The following is a 20,948-nucleotide window of genomic DNA, read 5'->3' on the forward strand; positions in this document are numbered from 1 at the left end:
TTACGCCCTCTCGCCGCGAATCGAAACTGCCGGGAACGGGTACGGCTCGTTGCGCTCGACCCAGTCCATGAAATCTGCCCGGGCACCGGGGAAGCCGATTTGCGTCCAGCCAACCATGCCCTTGTTGCCCCCGTGGATTGGGTCGCAGAAGAAGCCTTCGCGGGTGTTTTGCACCAGCAGGCTGAAAAACACCTTGGCCGGCAGTTGCTCGAAAACGATCTCACCGGCTTCGATCTTGCCGAGAACCTTGTCCCGGGTAGCGCTGTCTTGCTCGGCAAACGTTTTGCCGCTGGCGTTCTTGCACCACGCGTCCGCTGCGGCGATGCCCAGGCGGTAGATCTGTTGCGGGCTGAGTTGCAGCTGGTAGCCAAGCTCGGGCGCGGCGTCGGCCTTGAACGGGCCTTGCATGTACCACTGTGCGCCGGTGGCGTAGGGGGTGTTCATTTGCCGATCGATGAATTCAGCGGCACCCGCCTCCAGCGCACCTGGGCCGAGTTCGTCTGCGGGGATGATGCGCGACACAGCCGCTTGCACGAAGGCCCACTCTTCGGCGGTGAAGAAGGTCGGCTGGAAATTGCCGGCAGGTGGTGTGGCCGGCACCTTGGGTTCGCGAACCGGTTCGGCCAGCAACTGGCTGGCACCCAGCCCGGTGCTGGCCACGGTGACCACCGGTATCAGGGTCAGGGTTTTGCGCAGGAAGTCCCGGCGCGGGTTGTCGGGAGCATGCTCAGGCATAACGAATCCTCATCAGCAATGGGGCGGCCTTGGGGTGCGCCGTCTGGGTTTCGATCAGGGGCGAGGCCCTGAGAAAGCCGGGTAATCTAGCTGGTTCGGAAATGTTTTGAAACCGGTTTCAGTGTGAGGGTTCGCTTGAGGGTTCGCTTGAGGGGTGTGGTGGGTTGGAGATCGAGCGCCGCCCGCGGAGCGCTTGCCTTAGGATCTTCAGCGCCCATGAGATCGAGCGCCGCCCGCGCGGCGCATCGCGGGCAAGCCCGCTCCTACATTTGTTGCAACGCGCCGTTCCAGTCAGGCCATGGTTGTTCGCCTTGGTGCATGGCTGAAGACAGGTGGGGCGCCGGCAGCGCCAGCCGAAAAATTGGGTCATGCCAACAAGGCTGGCAACTATGGCCTATCAGGCCATGGCACGTTGCAACAAATGTAGGAGCGGGCTTGCCCGCGATGCGCCGCGCGGGCGGCGCTCGATCTCATGGGCGCTGAAGATCCCAAGGCAAGCGCTTAGCGCTCGATCTGGGCATCCCCATAAAACCGCCGCCATACCCCCCTCAAAACTCGACCACATACCCCACAATCACCCGGTTCTCATCCGCCGCATCGGCAAAGTTCGAACGCATGCTTGCGTTACGCCAGCGCAGCGACAGGTTCTTCAACGCCCCCGACTGCACCACATAGGTGATGTCCGTGGTCCGCTCCCATTCCGCGCCTTCTCCACCCCGCGCTGCCAGCGCCCTGCCCTTGGCGCTGGCGATCCGCTGCGGGTCGACCTGGTCGCCTTTCACGTAACGCACATTGAACGTAAGCCCGGGGATGCCCAGGGCCGCAAAGTTGTAGTCGTAGCGCAGCATCCAGGCACGTTCATTGGCCAAGGCAAAGGTGCTGACTTGCTGTTCGCTGAACAGGTAGGTGTCTGTCCCACCTACATACGCATAGGCCGTATCGCCACTGACTTTCTGATACCCGCCGCTGAAGGTATGGCCCTTGAGGCTATAACCGAAATTGGTGCTCAAGGTTCGGTTATCCACCTCACCGAGCAACGCCCTGCCCTGTTCCCGCGCATTGAACCAGCGCCATTCGGTAAAGGCTTCGCCCGGACCCAGGCCGGTCCGGTACCTTAACCCTGCGTAATCGCGGCGGAACAGGTCATCCAGCTGGCTGCTGTGCACGCTCAGGGTCAGGTGCTTGATTGGCTGATAATCGGCGCCCAGGTAATAAAGGCGGTCACTGGTCGCCGTCGCTGAATACGCGCCCTGTTGCGCCATCGCCGTCAGGTCCTCGAAGTCGGTCGAGTCGCGCAGCTTGGTCGCATCCACCTGCAGCAAGGTCAAGGTCAGGTTGTCCAGGTCCTTGCTCACCAGCTGTGCCCCGTTGAACCACTGCGGGAACAGCCGGCTGTAGTTGGACGCCAGCAACGGCAACTGCGGGCTCAGCCCACCTACCTGCAGCTCGGTCTGCGACGCTTTGGCCTTGAACGTGGCAACCGCCTTGCCGTAGTCATCCGCCGCGCGCCTGTCGCTGCCCCGTGGCAGCAGCCCGGTACCACTGCGCGCTGGGGATGAGTCGAGTTTCAGGCCAAACATGCCTGCCGCATCCAGGCCGAAACCCAGCACCCCGTCGGTATAGCCGGACTGCCATTTGAGCATGAAGCCCTGGGCCCATTCGCCACGCCGGGACTGGCTGGCGGCAGCACCGTGAAAGTCGCGGTCGAAGTAGAAGTTGCGCAGCTCCAGGCTGCCTTTGCCGTCCTCGACAAAAGCCGCGTGGGCCGATTGCCAGGCGCAGCAGAACACCGCGAGCATCAGCGATGCCCGCCGAGAGGTGGAAGTGGTCATGGGTGTGCCTTGTTATTGTTGTTGTCGGGCGGTTTCAGGCTTTGGGGTTCTTGACGTAGCGCATCACCACCAGGCAGGCCAGCAGGATCAGCGGCGCAATCGACAGCATGCCCATGTACGTGCTGCCCGTGAGGTCATTGATCTGCCCCACCATCACCGGCGCCACGATGCCGCTGAGCTGGCCCACGGAGTTGATCGCCGCCGTGCCGGTGGCAATCGCCAACCCCGAGAAGGTCGACTGCGGGATGGTCCAGAAGATCGGGATGGCAATGAACGTGCCCGCCGTGGCCAGCACCAGCGCCGCCATCATCGCCCAGGACGAGTCCGAGAACAGGCACGCCAGCAAGTAGCCGACCGCAGCCGCCAGCAGGCAATAGACCAGGTAGCGCTTGCGCTCGCCGGTGCGGTCCGAGCGCCGGGTCAGCAGCACCATGCCTACACAGGCCACCGCATACGGCAGCGCCGACAGCACGCCCACCCACAACATGTCCTGCACACCCGACGACTTGATCAGATGGGGCATCCAGAAGTTCAGGCCGTAGGACGCGGTTTTCACCACGTAATAGATGAACGCCATGATCGCCACCTCACGGGTGAGCAGCACCCGCCACAGCGACCCCAGCACCGGCTTCTGCGCGCGCTTGTCCTGCGCCAGGTTTTCCACCAGCAGGTCCTTCTCCGCGCGGCTCAGCCATTTGGCCGACTCGATGTCACGGTCGAGCTTCCACAACACCAGCACACCCAGCACCACGCACGGCAACCCCGACATCAGGAACAGCCAGTGCCAACCGGCCAGGCCCAGCACGCCATCCATGGTCCCCAGCAGAAAGCCCGCCGCCGGCCCACCTACCGCCCCGGCCAAGGGCACGGCGAGGAACCACAGCCCATTCATTTTCGCCAGGTGTTTACGCGGGAACCAGCACGCCAGGTAGAACAGGATCGCCGGCCCGAAACCCGCCTCCATCACGCCGATCAGAAAGCGCAGGAAGTACAGCGTGTACTGGGTGTAGGCAAACACCAGGGCGGCGGTGGCCAACCCCCACGACACCATGATCCGGCAGATCCACGCCGGCGCTCCGTAGCGTTTGAGCCCCAGGCTGCTTGGCACTTCGAACAGCACGTAGCCGATGAAGAACATGCTCGCGGCCAGGCCGTAGGCCGCGTCGCTCAGGCCAAGCTCGGCCTGCATCTGGGTTTTGGCGAAGCTGATGTTGATGCGGTCGAAGTAGGAAAACAGGAAGCAGATGATGGCCAGCGGCATGATGCGCCAGGCCACGCGGCGGTACAGCAGCAGTTCATTGATGTGGCTGTCGTTGCGCTCACGCGCCAGAACACCGGTCAAGGCAACCATGGTGGATCTCCATTCTTGTAATTATTGGAGAGCGGCGGCGCCCCAGGCGCCGCTTGAAGCTGTTAGCCGATACGCACGAGCTTTTCCTTGTAGGCGGCCCCTTTGCAAACGTAGTCGGCGGCGTTGGCGTGCAGGTGGGCGATGGCGTCAGGCGTCAGCTCACGCACCACCTTGGCCGGCGCGCCGAGGATCAGTGAATTGTCCGGGAATACCTTGCCTTCGGTGACGATGGCGCCCGCGCCCACCAGACAGTTGCGGCCGATCACCGCACCATTGAGCACCACCGCCTGAATGCCGATCAGCGCACCATCGCCCACCGTGCAGCCGTGCAGCATCGCCTGGTGGCCCACGGTGACGCCGCTGCCCACGGTCAGCGCAAAGCCAGGGTCGGCATGCAGTACCGCGCCCTCCTGAACATTGCTGTGCTGGCCGATGCGCACCGCTGCGTTGTCGCCGCGCAGCACTGCCTGGGGCCAGATGCTGACGCCCTGCTCCAGGGTCACGTCGCCAATCACCGTGGCCTGCTCGGCAACGAAGGTTTCAGGGTGCAGGGTTGGGGTCAGTGTGTCGTAGCGATAGATAGCCATGCTTAGCGCCCCTGTTCGTCGGTCTTGAGCACGCCCGCCGCGCACAGCTCGGCGATGTGTGCGTCACTGTAGCCAAGCTCGCGCATGACCTTGTGCGTGTGCTCGCCAATGCGTGGTATGGGCCTGCGCGGTTGCAGGCGCTGGCCATCCAGCGACAACGGCAGCAACGGCATCGGCGTGCTGCTGCCGTCCTCCAGGGTCAGGTCGGCCATGCCGCCGCTTTGCTGCAGATGGGGGTCGTCGAACAGCTCTTCCGGGCGGCGGATCGGCGCAAACGGGATGCCGTTGGTCTCAAGCTCCACCGCCAGTTGCTGAGCGTCGACGGTGGCGAATACCTCGGCCAGGTGCGCCAGCAAGCGCGGGCGCTGCAGCACGCGGTCATTGTTGGTGGCCAGCGTCGGGTCATCCCGCAAGGCAGCCTGGCCCAACACCTGGCACAACGCGTTCCACTGCCCTTCCCCCGTGGCGGCCACGAACATCTGCTCACCCCCGGCGAAGGTGAACACGTCGTAGATGGCCCAGGCGCTGATGCGGTTGGGCATCGGCGCCGCGGCTTCACCGGTCACCACGTACTGCTGCATGTGCTGGGCGGCCAGCAGCACGCAGTTCTCGTACAGCGCGCTTTGCACCTCGCGGCCACTGCCGGTGCTGTTGCGCTCGTTGAGCGCGGCGAGCACGCCGATGGCGCCGAACATGCCGCCCATGATGTCGTTCACCGAGCTGCCTGCCCGCAACGGCCGGCCTACCGGCCCGGTCATGTAGGCCAGCCCGGCCATCATCTGCACCACTTCATCCAGCGCCAGGCGGTTGTCGTAGGGGCCACTGAGGAAGCCCTTGTGCGAGGCGTAGATCAACCGCGGGTTGCGCTGGCGCAATGCGGCGTAGTCGAAACCGAGCTTGTGCATGCGCCCGGGTTTGAAGTTCTCGATGAACACGTCGGCCGTGTCGATCAGGTCCAGTACCGCATCGCGGCCCTGGGGGGTTTCGACGTCGATGGCGATGCACTGCTTGTTGCGGTTGAAGGTGCGGAAAAAACCGGCCCCCGCGCCCAGCAGGCGGCGCGTGCCGTCACCGCGGGTGGGCTCGATCTTGATCACTTCGGCGCCAAGGTCACCGAGGATCATGCCGCAGGTGGGGCCCATGACCATGTGCGAAATCTCGACGACACGAATGCCGTCCAAGGGGAGGCTGGACATTGTTTTATCCCTTAATAGTTGAGCGGCAGGCCGGCGCGGGCGATAGCGCCATACAGCGGTTCATCGGGCAAGGCGTCGCGCAGCACCTGGCGCGAATCGATCAGGGCCTGCAGGTCTATGCCGGTCTGCAGCCCCATGCTCTGCAGCATGAACACCAGGTCCTCGGTGACGGTATTGCCCGAGGCGCCCGGGGCGAACGGGCAGCCGCCCAGCCCTGCCAGCGAAGCGTCCAGCTCGCGGATGCCCTGCTGCACGGCGACCAGGCTGTTGGCCAGGGCCAGGCCACGGGTGTCATGAAAGTGCGCGGCACGTAGCCGCTCGCCGGCGATGGCGCGCACGGCCTGGATCACCGTGGCGACCTGGCCTGGGTTGGCGTAGCCGGTGGTGTCGCCCAGCGAAACCAGGTCGCAGCCGGCTTCGATCACCTGCCGGGTCAATGCGCACAGGTCGCTCAGCGGCACGTCACCCTGGCGGGTGCAGCCGAAGGCCACCGACATGCCGGCAATCACCTCCACGTCCTGGCGGCCCATGTCGTTGCGCAGCTGGCACATGCGCCCCAGCTCCTCGACCATTTCCAGGGGGGTACGGCGTACGTTGGCCAGGCTGTGCGCCGTGCTCACCGACACCGGCGCAACGATGCGATGCGCCCCGGACTCCAGCGCATCCTGGGCACCGCGCAGGTTGGGGGCCAGCACCGTCACCCGCAAATCCGGGTATGTGAGGGCGTGGGCGACCACTTGCCTGGCATCGGCCATCTGCGGCAGCAGCCGGGCCGGCACGAACGAGGCGACTTCCATATGGCGCACGCCCGCGGCATAGGCGCTGTCGATCCAACGCTGCTTGGCGGCGGTAGGCATGACTGTCTGCAGGCTCTGCAGGCCATCACGCAGGCCGACTTCGTTGATTGTTATTGTTGTCATCAGGGGCTCTCTGTCTGAAGCGTGCGGCCAGACTAAGAGCAGCGCGACGGGCAGAAAAGACGTCTTTCACGGGCTGATCCATCGTCAGCCACGATGGATGTCAGCGCACGCTTTGCCAAGCGGGGGCCCGCAGTAGCAGGTGGTCCACCAGCCGCCGCGCCGACAGCGACAATGCATGCCGGTCGCGCATGCAGATGACGAACTCGCCCAGCGCCCAGTCATCGGTCAGCGGGATCACCCTAAGGTCGAACAACGGCGCATAGCGTGCCACCGCCTCCTGCGGGAACACTGCCAGGCCCAGGCCGAACTGCACCAGCCGGTACGCGGCGTCGAACGACGACACATAGGAGCGAAAGCGCAGCTCCTTGCCCGCTGCCTCGGCGCTCGTGCGCATGAAGTTGTTCAAGGTGGCGAACGCCGATAGACCCAGGTGCTCGTAGCCCAGCGTTTCGGCAAAGGCAATGCTGCTGCGTGCGGCCAGGGGGTGATTGGCGCTGACCACCACGGCCAGGTGGTCCTGCCGATACGGCACGAATTCAAGGTCGCCGACTGCAGCGGACTGCCTGCAGATGCCCAGGTCGGCATTGCCCTCCGCCACCCCGCGGACCACATCGGCGCTGAAGCGCTCTTCGATGTCGGCCTGGATCAGCGGGTTGTCCAGCATGAAGGCCGACAACTCCTCGGGCAGAAACTCCATGATCGACGACACGTTGGCCAGCACCCGCACATGCCCGCGCGCGCCTTCGGCGTACTCGCTCAGCTCGCTGTCCAGGCGCTCCATGGCCCGGGTCAGGCCACGGGCATGGCGCAGCAGGGCAAGCCCCGCCGGGGTGGGCTCGACCCCGCGCTTGCTGCGCTTGAACAACGCGGTGCCAAAGCGCGCCTCGATGTCCGAGATACGCTTGCTGACGGCCGACGGCGCCATGAACGCCCGCTCACCGGCACCGGCGATGGTGCCCTCTTCGCAGACCACGATGAACAGGTGCAGGGAAAGGTGATCGAGGGGCTGCATGGGGGTGTCCGGGCTGTAAATGACAGCAATGCTAGCATCGATTCAGGCCTACTTTGTGGCATCTACTGCCTTGGTCACGTTGTGAAAGTTGATGCAAATCCTGTGGGATCTACTGCCCTGGTCACGGTGTGAAAGTTGATGCAAATCCTGTGGGAGCGGGCTTGCCCCGCGAACACCGGCGACGCCGGTGCCATTCACCGCGTCGCCTGCTTCGCGGGTGTACCAGGGCAAGCCCGCTCCCACAGAATGACCCGACGGCTTTATCATGGTGGTCCCTACCTGAGGCCCGCCATGTTCGATTGGGAAGATCTGCGCCATTTCTCTGCCTTCATCAGCCAAGGCTCACTCTCGGCCGCGGCCAAGCAGCTGAGCGTCGACCACGCCACCGTGGCCCGGCGCATCGCTGCGCTGGAAGCTGCGCTCAACCTCAAGCTGGTCGACCGCCGCCCCAGGGCCTATGTGCTGACCGAGCATGGCCGCCGAGTGGGCGACTACGCCGAACAGATGACCCAGTCGTCGTTCGCCCTCGAGCACTTCGCCACCGCCGGCCAGCAGCAAGTTGCAGGCGAAGTGGTACTGGCCGCCCCGCCCGCGCTGCTGGGCAGCATCATCGCGCGGCGCCTGGGCCAGCTGTGCAACCACTACCCGCAACTGCGCCTGAAGCTGGTCGGCAGCAAGTCCCGCGCCTCGTTGGCGCGGCGCGAAGCCGACATCAGCATCGCCCTGGCCCGGCCCACCGAACCGACGCTGGTGGCCAGCCTGCTTGGCTATCTGGATTACCGCCTGTACGCCGCCCCCGGGTACCTGCAAAGCACCCGCGCACCGCGCTATATCGGCTATGACCAGTCCCAGGCCAAGTCGCCACAGCAACAATGGCTGCTGGACCAGACCCACCACCAACCCTTCGTGCTGCAAAGCAACGACCTGCGCATCCAGGCCCAGGCCGCCGCCGGCGGCATCGGCATAGCCTGCCTGCCGGCGTTCATGGCCGAGGAACATGGGCTGCAGGCTACCGGCGATGAAGCACAGACCATGAGCATCGAGATCTGGCTGGCGGTGCACGAGGATGTGCGCAACACCCCGCGCATAAAGGCCGTTACCGACTTCTTGCAGCAACAGGTCAAACCGCTGCTGCGCTTGTGAATTTCTGCAGAGGTCGCCTGCACCGATACGGAATTTCCGCAACCCCGCAGCCCCGCTAAGCTTCCCTGCATCGCAAACGATCACTGAGGAGACGCGGATGCAGTACGTCAAGTTGGGCAACACCGGCCTGGATATCTCGAAGCTGTGCCTGGGCTGCATGACCTTCGGCGAACCCGACGCCGGCACCCACCCCTGGACCCTCGGCGAGGCCGACAGCCGCCCGATCATCCGCCACGCTGTCGAGCACGGCATCAATTTTTTCGACACCGCCAATAGCTACTCGGCCGGCACTTCGGAAATCATCCTGGGCAAGTTGCTGAAGGAATTCACCCGCCGAGAAGAAACGGTCATCGCCACCAAGGTGTTCTTCCCGGCCAACATGTGGGAAGGCAGCACCCGCCCCAACGAACAAGGCCTGTCGCGCAAGGCGATCATGGCCAATATCGACGCCAGCCTGACCCGCCTGGGCACCGACTACGTCGACCTCTACCAGATCCACCGCTGGGACTACCACACCCCCATCGAAGAGACCATGGAAGCCCTGCACGACGTGGTCAAGGCCGGCAAGGCCCGCTACATCGGCGCATCGTCGATGTACGCCTGGCAGTTCGCCAAGGCTCAGCAGGTAGCCGCGAGCAACGGCTGGAGCCGCTTCGTGTCGATGCAGAACTACCTCAACCTGATCTACCGCGAAGAAGAGCGCGAGATGATCCCGCTGTGCCTCGACCAGGGCGTCGGCCTGATGCCCTGGAGCCCGATGGCGCGCGGCCGCCTGACCCGCCCGCACGGGCAGCAGACCGAACGCACGCGTACCGATATTTCCGGGCAGTCGTTCTATGCCAACACCGAGGTGGAAGATGGCCGGGTGATCGACGTGGTCGAGCAGATTGCCCGCGAGCGCGGTGTGCCGATGGCACAGGTGGCGCTGGCCTGGGTGCTGGGCAAGCGCGGGGTTTCGGCGCCGATCGTTGGGGCCTCGAAGGCGGCGCAGCTGGATGACGCGATTGCGGCGCTGGCGTTGACGCTCAGCGCCGATGAGATCGCGCGGCTCGAGGCACCTTATGTGCCGCATGCGGTGACCGGCTTCAAGTAAACACAAATGGAGCGGAGTACATCTGTACTCCGCCCAGCATTACCCCAACGCAACAGCAGCACGTGCCGCCGAGCGCGCGTGCCACCCCTGCAGCAACACCGCCAGCGCCGCCAACCCGGCCGGTATCAGCAGCGATGCGAATACCTGGGCAAAACTCCAACCCAACGCCAGCATCTGCGCCCCGGCAAACGCACTCATGATCGCCCCGAACCGGCCGATACCACTCATCCAGCTCGCCCCGGTGGCCCGGGCCTCGGTGGGGTAGAACGCAGCCGCCAGGGCATTCATCCCCACGCTTGCCCCATTCAGGCCAAAGCCCACGGCCGAAGCGATGATGCACAGCCCGGTGAAGTCGCCCGCCACCTGGCCTATGGCGAAGATCACGGCACCACTGAACAGGAAGGTGAGCATCAGCACCCGCTGCGGGTTGCACCGGTCCATCGCCCAACCCACCGATATCGCCCCAAGCGGCCCGCCGATCTGGAAGCACGCCGTAACGATGGCCGCCTGCGAAACAGAGAAACCACCGCCCTCCTTCACCAATGTCGGCAACCAACCGCTGAACAGGTAGACCAGAAACAGCGCCAGCACATAGCCCGTCCACAGCATGAAAGTGCCGAAGCGGTAGCGCGGCGAGAGAATGGTGCCGATCGCCCCGCCTGGGTTTGGCGTGGCGGCCGGCACCGCAAAGGTGCTGTCGGGGCCGCAGTGTTCCGGCGCCAGGCGGCGGACAATGGCGCGAATGCGTTGCGGGTCGGCGCCTTTGCTGACCAGGAAGGTCACCGATTCCGGCAAACGCCAGCACAGCAACGGCAGGGCCAGTAGCGGCAATACACCGCCCAGCACCAGCACGCTGCGCCAGCCCAGGTTGGGGATCATCCAGGCACTGACGAAACCGCCGAGCGCCGCCCCCAGCGAGAAACCGCAAAATGCCAGGGTGATCAGCAGCGAGCGGCTGCGAGCCGGCGCGTATTCGCTGACCAACGTACTGGCATTGGGCATTGCTGCGCCCAGGCCGAGGCCGGTGAGAAAACGCAGGGCGATCAGCGTCTCCAGGTTAGGCGAAAACGCCGAGGCCAGCGTCCACACGCCAAACAGCAGCACGCTGCCGAGCAACACCGCCTTGCGCCCGTAGCGGTCTGCCAGTGGGCCGGCGATCAACGCCCCCAGGGCCAGGCCGATCAGCGCAGCGCTGAGCACCGGGCCCAGGCTTTGTGCACCGAGGTGCCATTCACTTTTCAGTTGCGGGGCTATGAAGCCGATGATGGCGACGTCAAGGCCATCCAGGGCGATGATCAAAAAGCCCAAGAAGACTACCCATTTCTGGTAGCGGCCGATGGGTAGCTGGTCGATCAGTTGGCGCACGTCAACGGGGTTGGGGGCTTTCATTTTTTGCCTTGCCTCTTGTTGTTTTTATTCGAGGATGGTTGGGGCCGTTGCGGCCCATCGCCGGCAAGCCGGCTCCCACAGGTTTCGCGCTGTCTATGCCGGCGATAGGGGCATCGACTGGCCAAGGCTGTGCAGTAGCACCGGCTTGATGATCCGCGTTTCCTGGGCCACCACCAGGTCCCGCGTAGCCTGCAGGTACGCGGCAAAGTCCGGGTCGGCATCGCGGGCGGCGCTGCGCCGCTCGAAGTCATCCAGGCTCTCATAAGCCCACAGGTGCACCACCTGGTTGAGCGGGCCAATGCTGCTGACGTAAAAACCCAGCGGCGCGCCCAGGTGGCGCAGCAGGATCGGCATCGCCAACTGGTCGAAGGCTTCGAGAAACGCCGCCATGCAGCGAGGGCGGATGGTGTAGATGCGGTGGTCGACGATGGCTTTGCCCATCACGCCACCTCCCGCGCCGAGCCCGCGCTCGCCAGGCCCTGCTCGACACCGGCAAGGTGGCGGCCGGTGATGTAGCCGAAGGTCATGATCGGCCCCAATGTGATGCCGGCACCGGGGTAATTGCCGCCCATCATGCTGGCCCGGTCGTTGCCTACCGCGTACAGCCCGGGGATGGCCTGATGCTCGGCATCGAGCACTTCGCCCACCACACTGGTGCGGATACCGTCGAACGTTCCCAGGTCGCCCATGATTACCTTCACCGCGAAGTACGGCCCCTCGCCCACCGGTGCCACGCACGGGTTGGGCTGCTGTTGCGGGTCGGCCAGGTAGCGGTTGAAGGTGGTGCTGCCGCGGCCGAACTGGCGGTCCTCGCCCTGCACGGCGCCCAGGTTGTATTCACGCACGGTGCGCTCCAGCCCTTGCGCATCGATGCCCGCCTTCTGCGCTAGCTCGGCCAGGGTGGTGCCCTTGAGCAAGTAGCCATTGCGCAACAGCGGCCCCAGCGGCATCGGCGCCGGTTTGGCGTACCCCAGGCCGTACTTGGCCAGGGTGCGCCGGTCGCAGATCAACCACATGGCGGTTTCGGCCTGGCCCGCGCATGCCTCGATCAACGCCGCGCCCACATCGTGGTACGAGTTCGACTCATTGGTAAACCGCCTGCCGCAGCGCAGTACGCCAATCACGCCGGGCTTGTAGCGGTCTAGCAGGTGCGGAAAAGCCACCTGCCGGGCGCCCATCGGCACCTTGGACACCGGCATCCAGGCCGCCGCCGCTTGCAGGCGGATATCAACCTGCCCGCCCAATGCTTCGGCCATGCGCGCGCCATCACCGGTGTTGCCCGCCGGCACCGGCGAAAAGTGCTCGCCGCCCCGGCGCACGTGCGGGTAAGCCTGCTTCAGCCGCTGCACGTCATGGGAAAAACCGCCACAGGCCAGCACCACACCGCGCCGCGCCTCGATACGCACCTCGCCACCACCCTGCCCGGCCAACGCGCCCACTACCCGCCCGCCCTCGCGCAACAGCTGCCTGGCCGGGGTGCCGGTGAGGATCGGAATACCCAGGTCCAGGGCCGACTTGACCAGCCGTGCGGCCAACGCATTGCCGCTGGTGACCTGAGTGCCGCGCCGGTACAAGGCCAGCTCCTTGAAGTGGGTCAACAGGCGCTTGGCGACATACACGAACGAGGTGAACGAACGCGTGACGTTGAAGAAGTGCTTGAGGTCGGCATTCGATGAATTGAACATCATGCCCATGAACGTGATGCTCTCGAGCGGTGGCCGCAGCCGCGCCATGTCGGCGCCCAACCCGCGGATATCGTAGGGTGCGGCGAGGATCGAGCGGCCGATGTCGACGCCACCCTCGGCCTGCGGGTGGTAATCGGGGTACAGCGTGGGGATGAATTTGACCGTGGTCTCACGCTCGAAGAAGTCCACCATCTGCGGCCCGTAGCGCAAGAACGCCTCCACGGCCGGCGCGTCGAAGCAGGCAGCCGTTTCGTTGCGCAGGTAGGCCAATGCTGCCGCCGGGTCGTGGTGCACGTCATGCCGGTTGCCCGGCACCCACAGCACGCCACCGGAAAACGCCGTGGTGCCGCCGAAGCAGTCGGCCTTCTCGATGACCAGCACCTTCAGGCCCTGTTTTTTCGCGGTGATCGCGGTGGCCAAACCGCCGGCCCCCGCGCCAATCACCAGCACATCGCAGGTGCGCGTGTTCATGCGCGTACCCCTTCGAAACCGGGGCGCGGGATCAGCGCCATGGGCATGCTCTCCAGGCCACCGTCCACGGTCAGTTCGGCACCGTTGATGTAGTCGGCACGCGGGCTGGCCAGAAACAGCACGGCCTCTGCGATGTCTTGCGGCTCGCCGATGCGCTGGTTGGCCGTCATGGCGCTGCGTTGGCGCTCCACCTGCGGGTCGGCGTAGAACGCGGCAGACAGCGGCGTGCGGATCAGCCCCGGGCACACCGCGTTGCTGCGCACCCCGCGCGGCCCCCACTCCACGGCGATCTGCCGCGACAGCATGCCGACCCCGGCCTTGGCCGCACTGTAGGCACCGCTGTTGGGTTGCGGATAGTGCGCGGCGATCGAGGCGACATGCACGATGCGCCCTTGCCCGCGTTCAAGCATCGAGCGGCCAAACGCCTGCGCGCACAGCAGGTAGCCACTGAGGTTGACCGCCAGCACCTGATTCCACTGTTCAAGGCTGAGCGTTTCGAGGGCGCCTGGGCGCAGCACACTGGCGTTGTTGACCAGCACGTCGCAGCGCCCATGCAACGCCTGCACCTGCGCGGCAGCCTGCTCGACACTGGCCGGGTCGGCGATGTCGCAGGCCAGGGCACTGACCTCGCCGACGCTGTGCTCGCCGAGCGTCGCCGCCAGCTGCAGGCACTTGTCGCCGTCGCGGTCCAGCAACACCACATGGGCGTGCTGTTCGACCAGCGCCGCGGCCAGCGCCGCGCCGATGCCACCGGCCGCCCCGGTGACCACGCACACGGCCGAATCCAGGCCAAGCCAGTGAGAAGAAATCTTGTTGTTATGCATGCTGCTCTCCAGAGTGTCGCTTCATCTGGCGAACAGCCTATGGCCGGTGGGCCTGCCGGCAGAATGGACAAAACCTGCAACCGCCCCCACATTCCCGACAATTTCGCCCGCAGCGCCCTGAACCCGGCGCAGGTCTGTGGCACAGTGCCCGGGTAGCGATCAGAACAATTACAAGACCATGACCAAGATCCCCAACTATGCCCTGTATGGCGAAACCGCACAGCCGGTGTGGCACGAGGCCCTGCATGTGGAGCGGATCTCCCTGCGTTCGGGCGCGTACAACTGGGAGATTGCCGCGCACCGCCACGACGGGCTGCTGCAGTTGCTGTACCTGCAAAGTGGCAGTGGCGAGGTGCTGTTCGACAGCGAGCGCCTGCAGGTGCAGGCGCCGTGCGTGGTCTATGTGCCGGCGCAGGTGGTGCACGGGTTCAACTGGACGCAGCAGGTCGATGGCCAGGTCATCACCGCCGCCCAGCCGCCGCTGGAGAGCATCGCCCAGGTGCTGGCGCCGCAGCTGCTGGCACAGATTCGCAAACCCCATGTCATCGCCCTGCCATTGTGGCGCGACGAGGACGACCCGTTGCTGCCGCTGTGCCGCGCCTTGGGCGAGGAATACCACAACCGCGCCCGCGAGCACGTCGCCAGCAGCATGTCGTTGCTGCTGGCCCTGCTGATCCAGGCGCTGCGCCACGAACCTGCGCTTGCGGGCGAAGCGCGCCGCCCGGCCTCACGGCGCAGCCAGCAGTTGACGGGGTTTCGCGAGCTGGTGGACATGCACTACCGCGAGCATCGGCCGCTGGGCTTCTATGCCAGCGAGCTGGGCATGACCCTGGCGACGCTGGGGCGGTTGTGCCAGGAGCATCTGGGCATGACGCCGATGCACGTGATCAACGCGCGGTTGGTACTGGAAGCCAAGCGAGGGCTGGGGCATTCGGATGCGAGCGTGAAGGAGATCGCCCATGAGCTGGGCTTTGCCGATGTGGGGTATTTCAGCCGGTTTTTCCGCAAGCAGTGCGGGGTGAGCCCGAGTGCGTTTCGGGGCGGCAAGGCCCGCAGCTAGCAGACGATGCCAGGGTCAATACCCTGTCATTTCCAGGTACCCCCGGCCGTTCCCACTGACCCGTACCGGCCCTTCCCAGTACGGAAACCGCGTCCCCATCCAGGCCTGTGGCTCCAGTGCATCGACCTCGACATCTACCTGAATCGACGGCACCGCCACCCGCCAGCGCGTCGGCAGCCGCTTGCCATTGGCCAACGTGGTCCAGGCTAACGGCGTCAACGCGATCTGCTCGCCTTGCAACGCCCGCGAGCGCCCCTGCGCATCGATCCAAGTACCCGCCCGGTAAGGCAGCCCCTGCGCTTCACGCACCTGAAACAGCATCAACTTCGCACCCTTGGCCAGGTGCAGCGAAAACCAGTCCCAGCCGCTTTGCCCTGCTGCCAACGGTTGGCTGCTCCATTCCCGGTCAAGCCATGCCTGGCCTGTGACGGCGATGCGCTGCCCGCCCCGCTCGACCTCGCCGCTGACCGTGTAGAACGGCTGACTGTAGTAGTACGACGCCTGCCCCTTGCCGGATTTTTCGCTGTAGCCTTGCGCGCCATGCAGCACCAACGGCCGGTCACTGGTCAGCGCCAGGTCATAGCCAAACCCTTGGCCACCGGCGCGCATCTGCAAACGGTCGACACCAGGGCTGCCCTGCAGCGACCAGTCGTTGATCCACGCATGGAACGGTTGGGCGTCGACGCCGGCCTGGCCAACCCCACCCCGGGCCAGGGTTTCGCTGACCTGGTGGCCGCCCGGCCCGGTCAGCGCGGCATGGCCCATCCACAGGTTGGGGCTGTGCCAGTCCGCCGTCTCCGGCCCTGGCCGCAAGGCCGAGCGGAACAGCGTCCATTGCACGCCCCAATCGCGGCCCTGTTCATCCTTGAGGTTGGCGGTGACGTACCACCACTCGATACGAAAGCCGTCATGGGCGCCATGGTCGCGGGGAAAGACCAGCGGCGCGCCCGGCACCACTTGCTTGAAAGCCGCCGCGTCGGCGCCCAGGCCTGCAAAACTCTTGGGTTCGGGCGCAGGCGGGTCGCACCCGGCCAGCAACAGGCAGGCCATCAACACCCAGGCTTCAGTTTTCATCGGCGAACTGCCTCAACAGCGCGCTGGGCTGGCTGCGCGCCAGTTGCCACAACGGCCAGGCGCTGGCCAGCAAGCTGGTCAGAAGCCCCAGCACGGCCAGCTGCAGCAGTTGCGCGGGGAACACATGCCAGGGCAGCCGCCAGCCGAACGCCTGCACATTCACCACCGCCACCAGGCACCACGCCAGCAGCAGCCCTAGAGGCATCGCCAACAGCACAGTGAAACAACTGAGCATCAGCGTTTGCCCCAGGCTCAGCCAGGCCAGCCAGCGGCGTGGCACGCCCAGCGCCCACAGCGGTGCCAATTGCCCCAGGCGGCGCTGGCTCAAGGTCAGCTGGCTGATGAACAGCGCCACCCCCGCCACGCCCAGGGTCAGGCTGTTCAAGGCGGCCGTGACCGCGAAGGTGCGGCTGAATATGTCTTTCGACCAGCTTTTAAGGCGGCTCTGCTCGACGACCTGATTGTCATCCAGGGCGAAGCGTTGCTGCAGTTCGTCCTTCAGTGCGGCGACCTGGCCAGGCCGTACCAACAGGCCCAGCCCAGAAAGGCTCGCGCCCGGCGCGTGGCGGCGCAACCAGTCGGCGTTGACCAGCACATGGCCTTTGGGGTTGCCGTAGTCGGCATAAATGCCAACCACCGTCACCGCCTGCTCAGGCTCGCTCGGCAGGCGTAGCGTACCGCCCACAGCGAGCCCGAGGCGGCGGGCCAGTTGCTCGCTGAGCATGGCCCCGCGGCCGGTGGCCAGCGCTTGCCAGGCACCCGGCGCCTGCTGCAGCAACGGCCAGTGCTGGCGGTAGAACGGATGGTCGATCACCCCTTGCACTTGCACCGGCCATTGCTGCAAGCGCCAGTCCACCCGCCAGCTCGGCAGTACGGCGCTGATGGCAGGGTCTGGCACTAACCGGTCATGAATCTGCTGCGCCTGGTCGCCGTCGCGGGGGGTGACATACAGGTCCGCAGCCAGGCGCTGGTCCAGCCAGCCAATGAAGGTGCGGCGGAAGCCTTCGGTCATCCCGCCGACCCCGACACTGGCGGCCAGCGCCAGCAACAGCGCCATCAACGCCAGGCTCAAGGCCGGCAGTTGCTGGCGGCTGTCGGCAACGAACCACTGCGCCAGCGGGCGCTGGCAATACCGCGCAAGGCCGTTGAGCACGAGTGCCAGCAGCCCCGGCAACAGCAGTGCCGCCGCCAGCAGCAGTGCCGCAAGCATGCCGAATGCACTGGGCAGCCCTGCGCCGGCAATGCCGCACCCCAGGGCGACCACCAGCAGCACCGCGCCGACCACCGCCTGGCGCCGCAGCCACGGCACTTGCGCCAAGCGCCAGGCCTGGGGTTGGGCCAATGCCAGCAGCGGCAAGCGGGCCGCCCGCAGCAGGCTGTCGAGCCCGGCCAGCAGCGCGCCCAGCAGGCTGACGGCGATGCCCAGCAACCACCACTGCAGCGGCAAGTGCAGGTGCCCGGCCACCTGCGCCCCGTACAGCCCGCGCAGGCTGGAGGCGAAGTCGGGCAGCATGAGCGCCGCCAGCAGGTAACCCGCTGCCACCCCCGCCACACCGCCGACGATGGCGAACAGGCCCAGCTCCAGCGCCAGGGCCGCAAGCATCACCCGCAGGCTCACGCCGCAGGCACGCAAGGTGCGGATCAGCCCACGCCGCTGTTCCAAGGCCAGGCCAATCGCCGCGTGGGCGATGAACAGCCCGACCACGAATGCCAGCAGGCCCAGGGCTGTGAGGTTGAGGTGAAAGCTCATCGTCAGGCGTTGCAGGTCGGCGTCATCACCCGGCGGCTGCAGCTTCAGGCTTGTGGCGATGGCGGCCGGTAACGGCCGGTCGCTGTCGCCGAGTAGCTGCGACAGTTGCCCTGGCGCCTGGAGCAACGCCTGCGCCTGGCCGATATCGACCACGATCACCCCGGACGCCAGCTGCCCGTGCAACGTAAGCGGCGGTAGCAACTGCCCGGTCGCGGTGCTGACCTGCTCGCCGGGTTGCCTCCCCAACTGGCGCAGCGTGTCCGGCCCGACCCACGCCTGCCCGGGCGTACCGACGAACGCCTGCAGGTCAAAGCCCTGCACGTCGGCACCAGCGACTGCCATACCGGGTAACAGGCTGAGCGGCTCGATGCCGATCAGCCGCACCGCGACCGGCGGCTCGCCGGCCAGGCGCAAGCGCCCTTCCAGCACCGGCGTCACCTGCCAGCCCAGCCTGCGCAGCTGCACATACAGCGCCTGGTCGAAACGCTGCCCAGTGCGCGCCACCAGTTGCGCCCGGGCAGGCCCGGCCAGCACGGCACTGGCCAAGGCATAGTCGTTGCGCGCCTGGGTATTGAGCGCCTGCACGCCGGTCCATAACGCAGTGGCCAGCCATAAACCGGTGAAAATGCTGATGCACTGCAGGCGATGGCGCCACCAATGGCTGCACAGGGCCTGCAAGGTGATGCGCAGGTTGTTCATCAGGCTTGTACCCGGCCCATCTGCAATACACAGCGCCGTTGCAAGCGGGCGGCCAGGCGCTGGCTGTGGGTTACCATCAAGACGCTGCTGCCGGCCTCCTCGACCACCTGCAACAGCAGCGCCAGCACCTCGTCGCTGCTGGCTTCATCAAGGCTGCCGGTGGGCTCGTCGGCGAGCAACAACAGGGGGCGGCTTGCCAGGGCCCGGCCGATGGCGACGCGTTGTTGCTGGCCCCCGGACAATTGCTCCGGGTAACGTTGCAGCAATGTGGTCAACCCCAGGCGGGATGCCAGGTGCGCGCTCCACGCGGGGTCATGGCGGCCTGCCAGGCGCGCCTGGAAGGCCAGGTTGGCAGCAACGTCCAGGCTGCTGATCAGGTTGTATTGCTGGAACACCAGGCCAATGCCCTCACGCCGCCAGCGTGCCAGGGCGGCTTCGCCACGGCTGTCGAGGGGTTCGCCGTCGATCAGGATGCGCCCGCCGTCGGCGCGGTCGAGGCCGGCCAACAGGTGCAACAACGTGCTCTTGCCGCTGCCGGACTCGCCCATCAGCGCCAGGCTGCTGCCGCGTTCCAGGGTCAGGTCGACCCCACGCAGTACCTCAAGCGGGCCTTGGGCGGTGGCGAACGACTTGCGCAGGTGTTCGACTACCAGCATTGGGGGGGACCTTTGTCGATGGGTGATTATTGCAGTATGGCGTTAAGGTGCATGGCGGTGGATGTTTTGCGCCGATGAGATCGAGCGCCGCCCGCGCGGCGCTTGCCTTGGGATCTTCAGCGCCCTTGAGACCGAGCGCCGCCCGCGCGGCGCATCGCTAAGCGCTTGCCTCGGGATCTTCAGCGCCCTTGAGATCGAGCGCCGCCCGCGCGGCGCTTCGCTAAGCGCTTGCCTCGGGATCTTCAGCGCCCTTGAGATCGAGCGCCGCCCGCGCGGCGCTTCGCGGGGCAAGCCCGCTCCCACATTTGTTGCAACGTGCCATGGCCTGTGAGGCCATAGTTGCCAGCCTTGTTGGCATGAACCAATTTTTCGGCTGGTGCTGCCGGCGCCCCGCCTGTTTTCAGCTATGCGCCAAGGCGAACAACCATGGCCTGACTGGAACGGCGCGTTGCAACAAATGTGGGAGCGGGCTTGCCCCGCGAAGCGCCGCGCGGGCGGCGCTCGATCTCAAAGGCGCTGAAGATCCCAAGGCAAGCGCTTCGCGAAGCGCCGCGCGGGCGGCGCTCGATCTCAAGGGCGCTGAAGATCCCAAGCCAAGCGCTTCACGAAGCGCCGCGCGGGCGGCGCTCGGTTTCACCGGCACCATCAATCGATCGACGAACACCGGGTGGTCAAAAACACGCCTCAGTTCACCAACGCGCGCTGCACCTCACCCACCGTCCCCGCCAGGCTGTTCAGATGCAAACTCAACACCCGCTCCACCGGCGCCTGGTCCAGCGGCCAATGCAGCGCAATGCTGCCCGCCAACCGCCCCTCCACCCGCACCGGCAAGGCAATCGCGCGGATCAGAAACGGCAACCGCACCGGGTACTCCCAAAACCCTTCGGTCCGCTGCCCAAAGCCTTTGTGCACATCCGCCTCGATATCGCGTAACAGCGCATCACCGCCCACCGGCTCATGTGCCGCCAAGCGCTGCACCTCGTCCGCCGCCAGCTCCTTCAGGCAAGCCCGGCCCATCGCCGAATGAAACAGGCTGGCATGGTGCCCGACGATCTGGCAGTTGACCGGGTAGCGCTTGCGCAGCACTTGCGGGATGGCGCTTTCCATCACCTCCAGCCGCTCACCGTCAAAACACGACAGGTCCGCCACCAGGCCAGTACGCTCGCTTAGCTCAAGCAACAACGGCGCTGCGCTTTCCACCAGCTGGCGCTTGAAGCGCTGCTGGCGGTCGCCGAACAGGCGCCGGGCGCACAAGCGGTAACGCCGGTCGCTCAGGCCACGGTAAACCCAGCCCTGCTCCTGCAAGGTAGCCAGCATGCGCGACACCGTGGCCTTGGGCAGCGTGGTCAGGTAATGCAGTTCCTCCAGCCCCAGCGCCTGGTGCTCGCCGAGCAACTCGACGATGGCCAGCGCCCGCTCCACCGAGCGCACGCCGCCGCTCTCTGCCGTAGTACCCATGGGTTCGACCTCC

General features: G+C 65.9%; 18 protein-coding genes. 3 read left to right on the top strand and 15 right to left on the bottom strand.

Translation table 11 applies throughout. From position 1 onward, the window contains the following. From ACNQPL_RS11285 to ACNQPL_RS11315, 7 genes are all read right to left on the bottom strand, one after another. Positions 1 to 735: a gluconate 2-dehydrogenase subunit 3 family protein gene (locus ACNQPL_RS11285; RefSeq protein ID WP_416466748.1), complete on the bottom strand. Its 735-nt coding sequence runs from the start codon at positions 733 to 735 to the stop codon at positions 1 to 3. Between the two features lie 548 nt (positions 736 to 1,283). Further along, the gene (locus tag ACNQPL_RS11290) at positions 1,284 to 2,567 is read right to left on the bottom strand and encodes an OprD family porin (protein ID WP_416466749.1); all 1,284 of its coding nucleotides are present in this window, start codon (positions 2,565 to 2,567) and stop codon (positions 1,284 to 1,286) included. A gap of 34 nt (positions 2,568 to 2,601) precedes the next feature. Further along, positions 2,602 to 3,918 (bottom strand): MFS transporter, encoded by a 1,317-nt coding sequence (locus tag ACNQPL_RS11295; protein WP_346613446.1) that lies wholly within the window; start codon positions 3,916 to 3,918, stop codon positions 2,602 to 2,604. Between the two features lie 62 nt (positions 3,919 to 3,980). Then, positions 3,981 to 4,505 (bottom strand): gamma carbonic anhydrase family protein, encoded by a 525-nt coding sequence (locus ACNQPL_RS11300; protein WP_416466750.1) that lies wholly within the window; start codon positions 4,503 to 4,505, stop codon positions 3,981 to 3,983. 2 nt (positions 4,506 to 4,507) lie between these two features. Beyond that, positions 4,508 to 5,701 (bottom strand): CaiB/BaiF CoA transferase family protein, encoded by a 1,194-nt coding sequence (locus ACNQPL_RS11305; RefSeq protein ID WP_416466751.1) that lies wholly within the window; start codon positions 5,699 to 5,701, stop codon positions 4,508 to 4,510. An 11-nt stretch (positions 5,702 to 5,712) separates the two neighbouring features. Further along, positions 5,713 to 6,621: a hydroxymethylglutaryl-CoA lyase gene (locus ACNQPL_RS11310; protein ID WP_416466752.1), complete on the bottom strand. Its 909-nt coding sequence runs from the start codon at positions 6,619 to 6,621 to the stop codon at positions 5,713 to 5,715. Positions 6,622 to 6,721: 100 nt separating this feature from the next. After that, entirely contained in the window at positions 6,722 to 7,633 is a 912-nt protein-coding gene (locus ACNQPL_RS11315; RefSeq protein WP_346613450.1) for a LysR family transcriptional regulator, read from the bottom strand. Between the two features lie 291 nt (positions 7,634 to 7,924). Between ACNQPL_RS11315 and ACNQPL_RS11320 the strand changes: the two genes are divergently transcribed. Together ACNQPL_RS11320 and ACNQPL_RS11325 are read left to right on the top strand one after the other, a co-directional pair. After that, the gene (locus ACNQPL_RS11320) at positions 7,925 to 8,776 is read left to right on the top strand and encodes a LysR family transcriptional regulator (RefSeq protein ID WP_416466753.1); all 852 of its coding nucleotides are present in this window, start codon (positions 7,925 to 7,927) and stop codon (positions 8,774 to 8,776) included. A gap of 97 nt (positions 8,777 to 8,873) precedes the next feature. Further along, positions 8,874 to 9,869, top strand: coding sequence for an aldo/keto reductase (locus ACNQPL_RS11325; protein ID WP_346613452.1), 996 nt, complete (start codon positions 8,874 to 8,876; stop codon positions 9,867 to 9,869). Between the two features lie 39 nt (positions 9,870 to 9,908). Here ACNQPL_RS11325 and ACNQPL_RS11330 read toward each other — a convergent pair whose 3' ends face one another. From ACNQPL_RS11330 to ACNQPL_RS11345, 4 genes are all read right to left on the bottom strand, one after another. Further along, positions 9,909 to 11,258, bottom strand: a complete 1,350-nt coding sequence (locus ACNQPL_RS11330; protein WP_416466754.1) for an MFS transporter — start codon at positions 11,256 to 11,258, stop codon at positions 9,909 to 9,911. Positions 11,259 to 11,351: 93 nt separating this feature from the next. Further along, positions 11,352 to 11,699, bottom strand: a complete 348-nt coding sequence (locus tag ACNQPL_RS11335) for an NIPSNAP family protein (protein ID WP_416466755.1) — start codon at positions 11,697 to 11,699, stop codon at positions 11,352 to 11,354. After that, positions 11,699 to 13,414, bottom strand: a complete 1,716-nt coding sequence (locus ACNQPL_RS11340) for an FAD-dependent oxidoreductase (RefSeq protein ID WP_346613455.1) — start codon at positions 13,412 to 13,414, stop codon at positions 11,699 to 11,701. The genes ACNQPL_RS11335 and ACNQPL_RS11340 overlap by 1 nt, the downstream gene beginning before the upstream one ends. Further along, on the bottom strand, positions 13,411 to 14,238 hold the full coding sequence (locus ACNQPL_RS11345) for an SDR family NAD(P)-dependent oxidoreductase (RefSeq protein WP_416466756.1): 828 nt from the start codon (positions 14,236 to 14,238) through the stop codon (positions 13,411 to 13,413). The genes ACNQPL_RS11340 and ACNQPL_RS11345 overlap by 4 nt, the downstream gene beginning before the upstream one ends. Positions 14,239 to 14,416: 178 nt before the next feature. Here ACNQPL_RS11345 and ACNQPL_RS11350 point away from each other — a divergent pair, with 178 nt between their 5' ends. After that, entirely contained in the window at positions 14,417 to 15,298 is an 882-nt protein-coding gene (locus tag ACNQPL_RS11350; protein ID WP_346613457.1) for a helix-turn-helix domain-containing protein, read from the top strand. Between the two features lie 15 nt (positions 15,299 to 15,313). On the opposite strand, the gene ACNQPL_RS11355 is transcribed toward ACNQPL_RS11350, so the two are convergent. The 4 genes from ACNQPL_RS11355 to ACNQPL_RS11370 form a co-directional block, all read right to left on the bottom strand. Further along, positions 15,314 to 16,372 (bottom strand): lipocalin-like domain-containing protein, encoded by a 1,059-nt coding sequence (locus ACNQPL_RS11355; RefSeq protein ID WP_416466758.1) that lies wholly within the window; start codon positions 16,370 to 16,372, stop codon positions 15,314 to 15,316. Beyond that, entirely contained in the window at positions 16,362 to 18,821 is a 2,460-nt protein-coding gene (locus ACNQPL_RS11360; protein WP_416466760.1) for an FtsX-like permease family protein, read from the bottom strand. Before ACNQPL_RS11360 ends, ACNQPL_RS11355 begins: the two co-directional genes overlap by 11 nt. Continuing rightward, the gene (locus ACNQPL_RS11365) at positions 18,821 to 19,477 is read right to left on the bottom strand and encodes an ABC transporter ATP-binding protein (RefSeq protein ID WP_416466761.1); all 657 of its coding nucleotides are present in this window, start codon (positions 19,475 to 19,477) and stop codon (positions 18,821 to 18,823) included. Before ACNQPL_RS11365 ends, ACNQPL_RS11360 begins: the two co-directional genes overlap by 1 nt. A 684-nt stretch (positions 19,478 to 20,161) precedes the next feature. After that, complete coding sequence (locus ACNQPL_RS11370) at positions 20,162 to 20,935, bottom strand: IclR family transcriptional regulator (RefSeq protein WP_387524513.1); 774 nt, start codon at positions 20,933 to 20,935, stop codon at positions 20,162 to 20,164. Positions 20,936 to 20,948 lie beyond the last annotated feature (13 nt).

The sequence above is a fragment of the Pseudomonas sp. LFS044 genome, assembly GCF_047978245.1.
Taxonomy (GTDB): domain Bacteria; phylum Pseudomonadota; class Gammaproteobacteria; order Pseudomonadales; family Pseudomonadaceae; genus Aquipseudomonas.

Coding starts and splice junctions, on each gene's coding strand:
- ACNQPL_RS11285 (WP_416466748.1), bottom strand. CDS start 735: ATGCCTGAGCATGCTCCCGACAACCCGCGCCGGGACTTCCTGCGCAAA.
- ACNQPL_RS11290 (WP_416466749.1), bottom strand. CDS start 2,567: ATGACCACTTCCACCTCTCGGCGGGCATCGCTGATGCTCGCGGTGTTC.
- ACNQPL_RS11295 (WP_346613446.1), bottom strand. CDS start 3,918: ATGGTTGCCTTGACCGGTGTTCTGGCGCGTGAGCGCAACGACAGCCAC.
- ACNQPL_RS11300 (WP_416466750.1), bottom strand. CDS start 4,505: ATGGCTATCTATCGCTACGACACACTGACCCCAACCCTGCACCCTGAA.
- ACNQPL_RS11305 (WP_416466751.1), bottom strand. CDS start 5,701: ATGTCCAGCCTCCCCTTGGACGGCATTCGTGTCGTCGAGATTTCGCAC.
- ACNQPL_RS11310 (WP_416466752.1), bottom strand. CDS start 6,621: ATGACAACAATAACAATCAACGAAGTCGGCCTGCGTGATGGCCTGCAG.
- ACNQPL_RS11315 (WP_346613450.1), bottom strand. CDS start 7,633: ATGCAGCCCCTCGATCACCTTTCCCTGCACCTGTTCATCGTGGTCTGC.
- ACNQPL_RS11320 (WP_416466753.1), top strand. CDS start 7,925: ATGTTCGATTGGGAAGATCTGCGCCATTTCTCTGCCTTCATCAGCCAA.
- ACNQPL_RS11325 (WP_346613452.1), top strand. CDS start 8,874: ATGCAGTACGTCAAGTTGGGCAACACCGGCCTGGATATCTCGAAGCTG.
- ACNQPL_RS11330 (WP_416466754.1), bottom strand. CDS start 11,258: ATGAAAGCCCCCAACCCCGTTGACGTGCGCCAACTGATCGACCAGCTA.
- ACNQPL_RS11335 (WP_416466755.1), bottom strand. CDS start 11,699: ATGGGCAAAGCCATCGTCGACCACCGCATCTACACCATCCGCCCTCGC.
- ACNQPL_RS11340 (WP_346613455.1), bottom strand. CDS start 13,414: ATGAACACGCGCACCTGCGATGTGCTGGTGATTGGCGCGGGGGCCGGC.
- ACNQPL_RS11345 (WP_416466756.1), bottom strand. CDS start 14,238: ATGCATAACAACAAGATTTCTTCTCACTGGCTTGGCCTGGATTCGGCC.
- ACNQPL_RS11350 (WP_346613457.1), top strand. CDS start 14,417: ATGACCAAGATCCCCAACTATGCCCTGTATGGCGAAACCGCACAGCCG.
- ACNQPL_RS11355 (WP_416466758.1), bottom strand. CDS start 16,372: ATGAAAACTGAAGCCTGGGTGTTGATGGCCTGCCTGTTGCTGGCCGGG.
- ACNQPL_RS11360 (WP_416466760.1), bottom strand. CDS start 18,821: ATGAACAACCTGCGCATCACCTTGCAGGCCCTGTGCAGCCATTGGTGG.
- ACNQPL_RS11365 (WP_416466761.1), bottom strand. CDS start 19,477: ATGCTGGTAGTCGAACACCTGCGCAAGTCGTTCGCCACCGCCCAAGGC.
- ACNQPL_RS11370 (WP_387524513.1), bottom strand. CDS start 20,935: ATGGGTACTACGGCAGAGAGCGGCGGCGTGCGCTCGGTGGAGCGGGCG.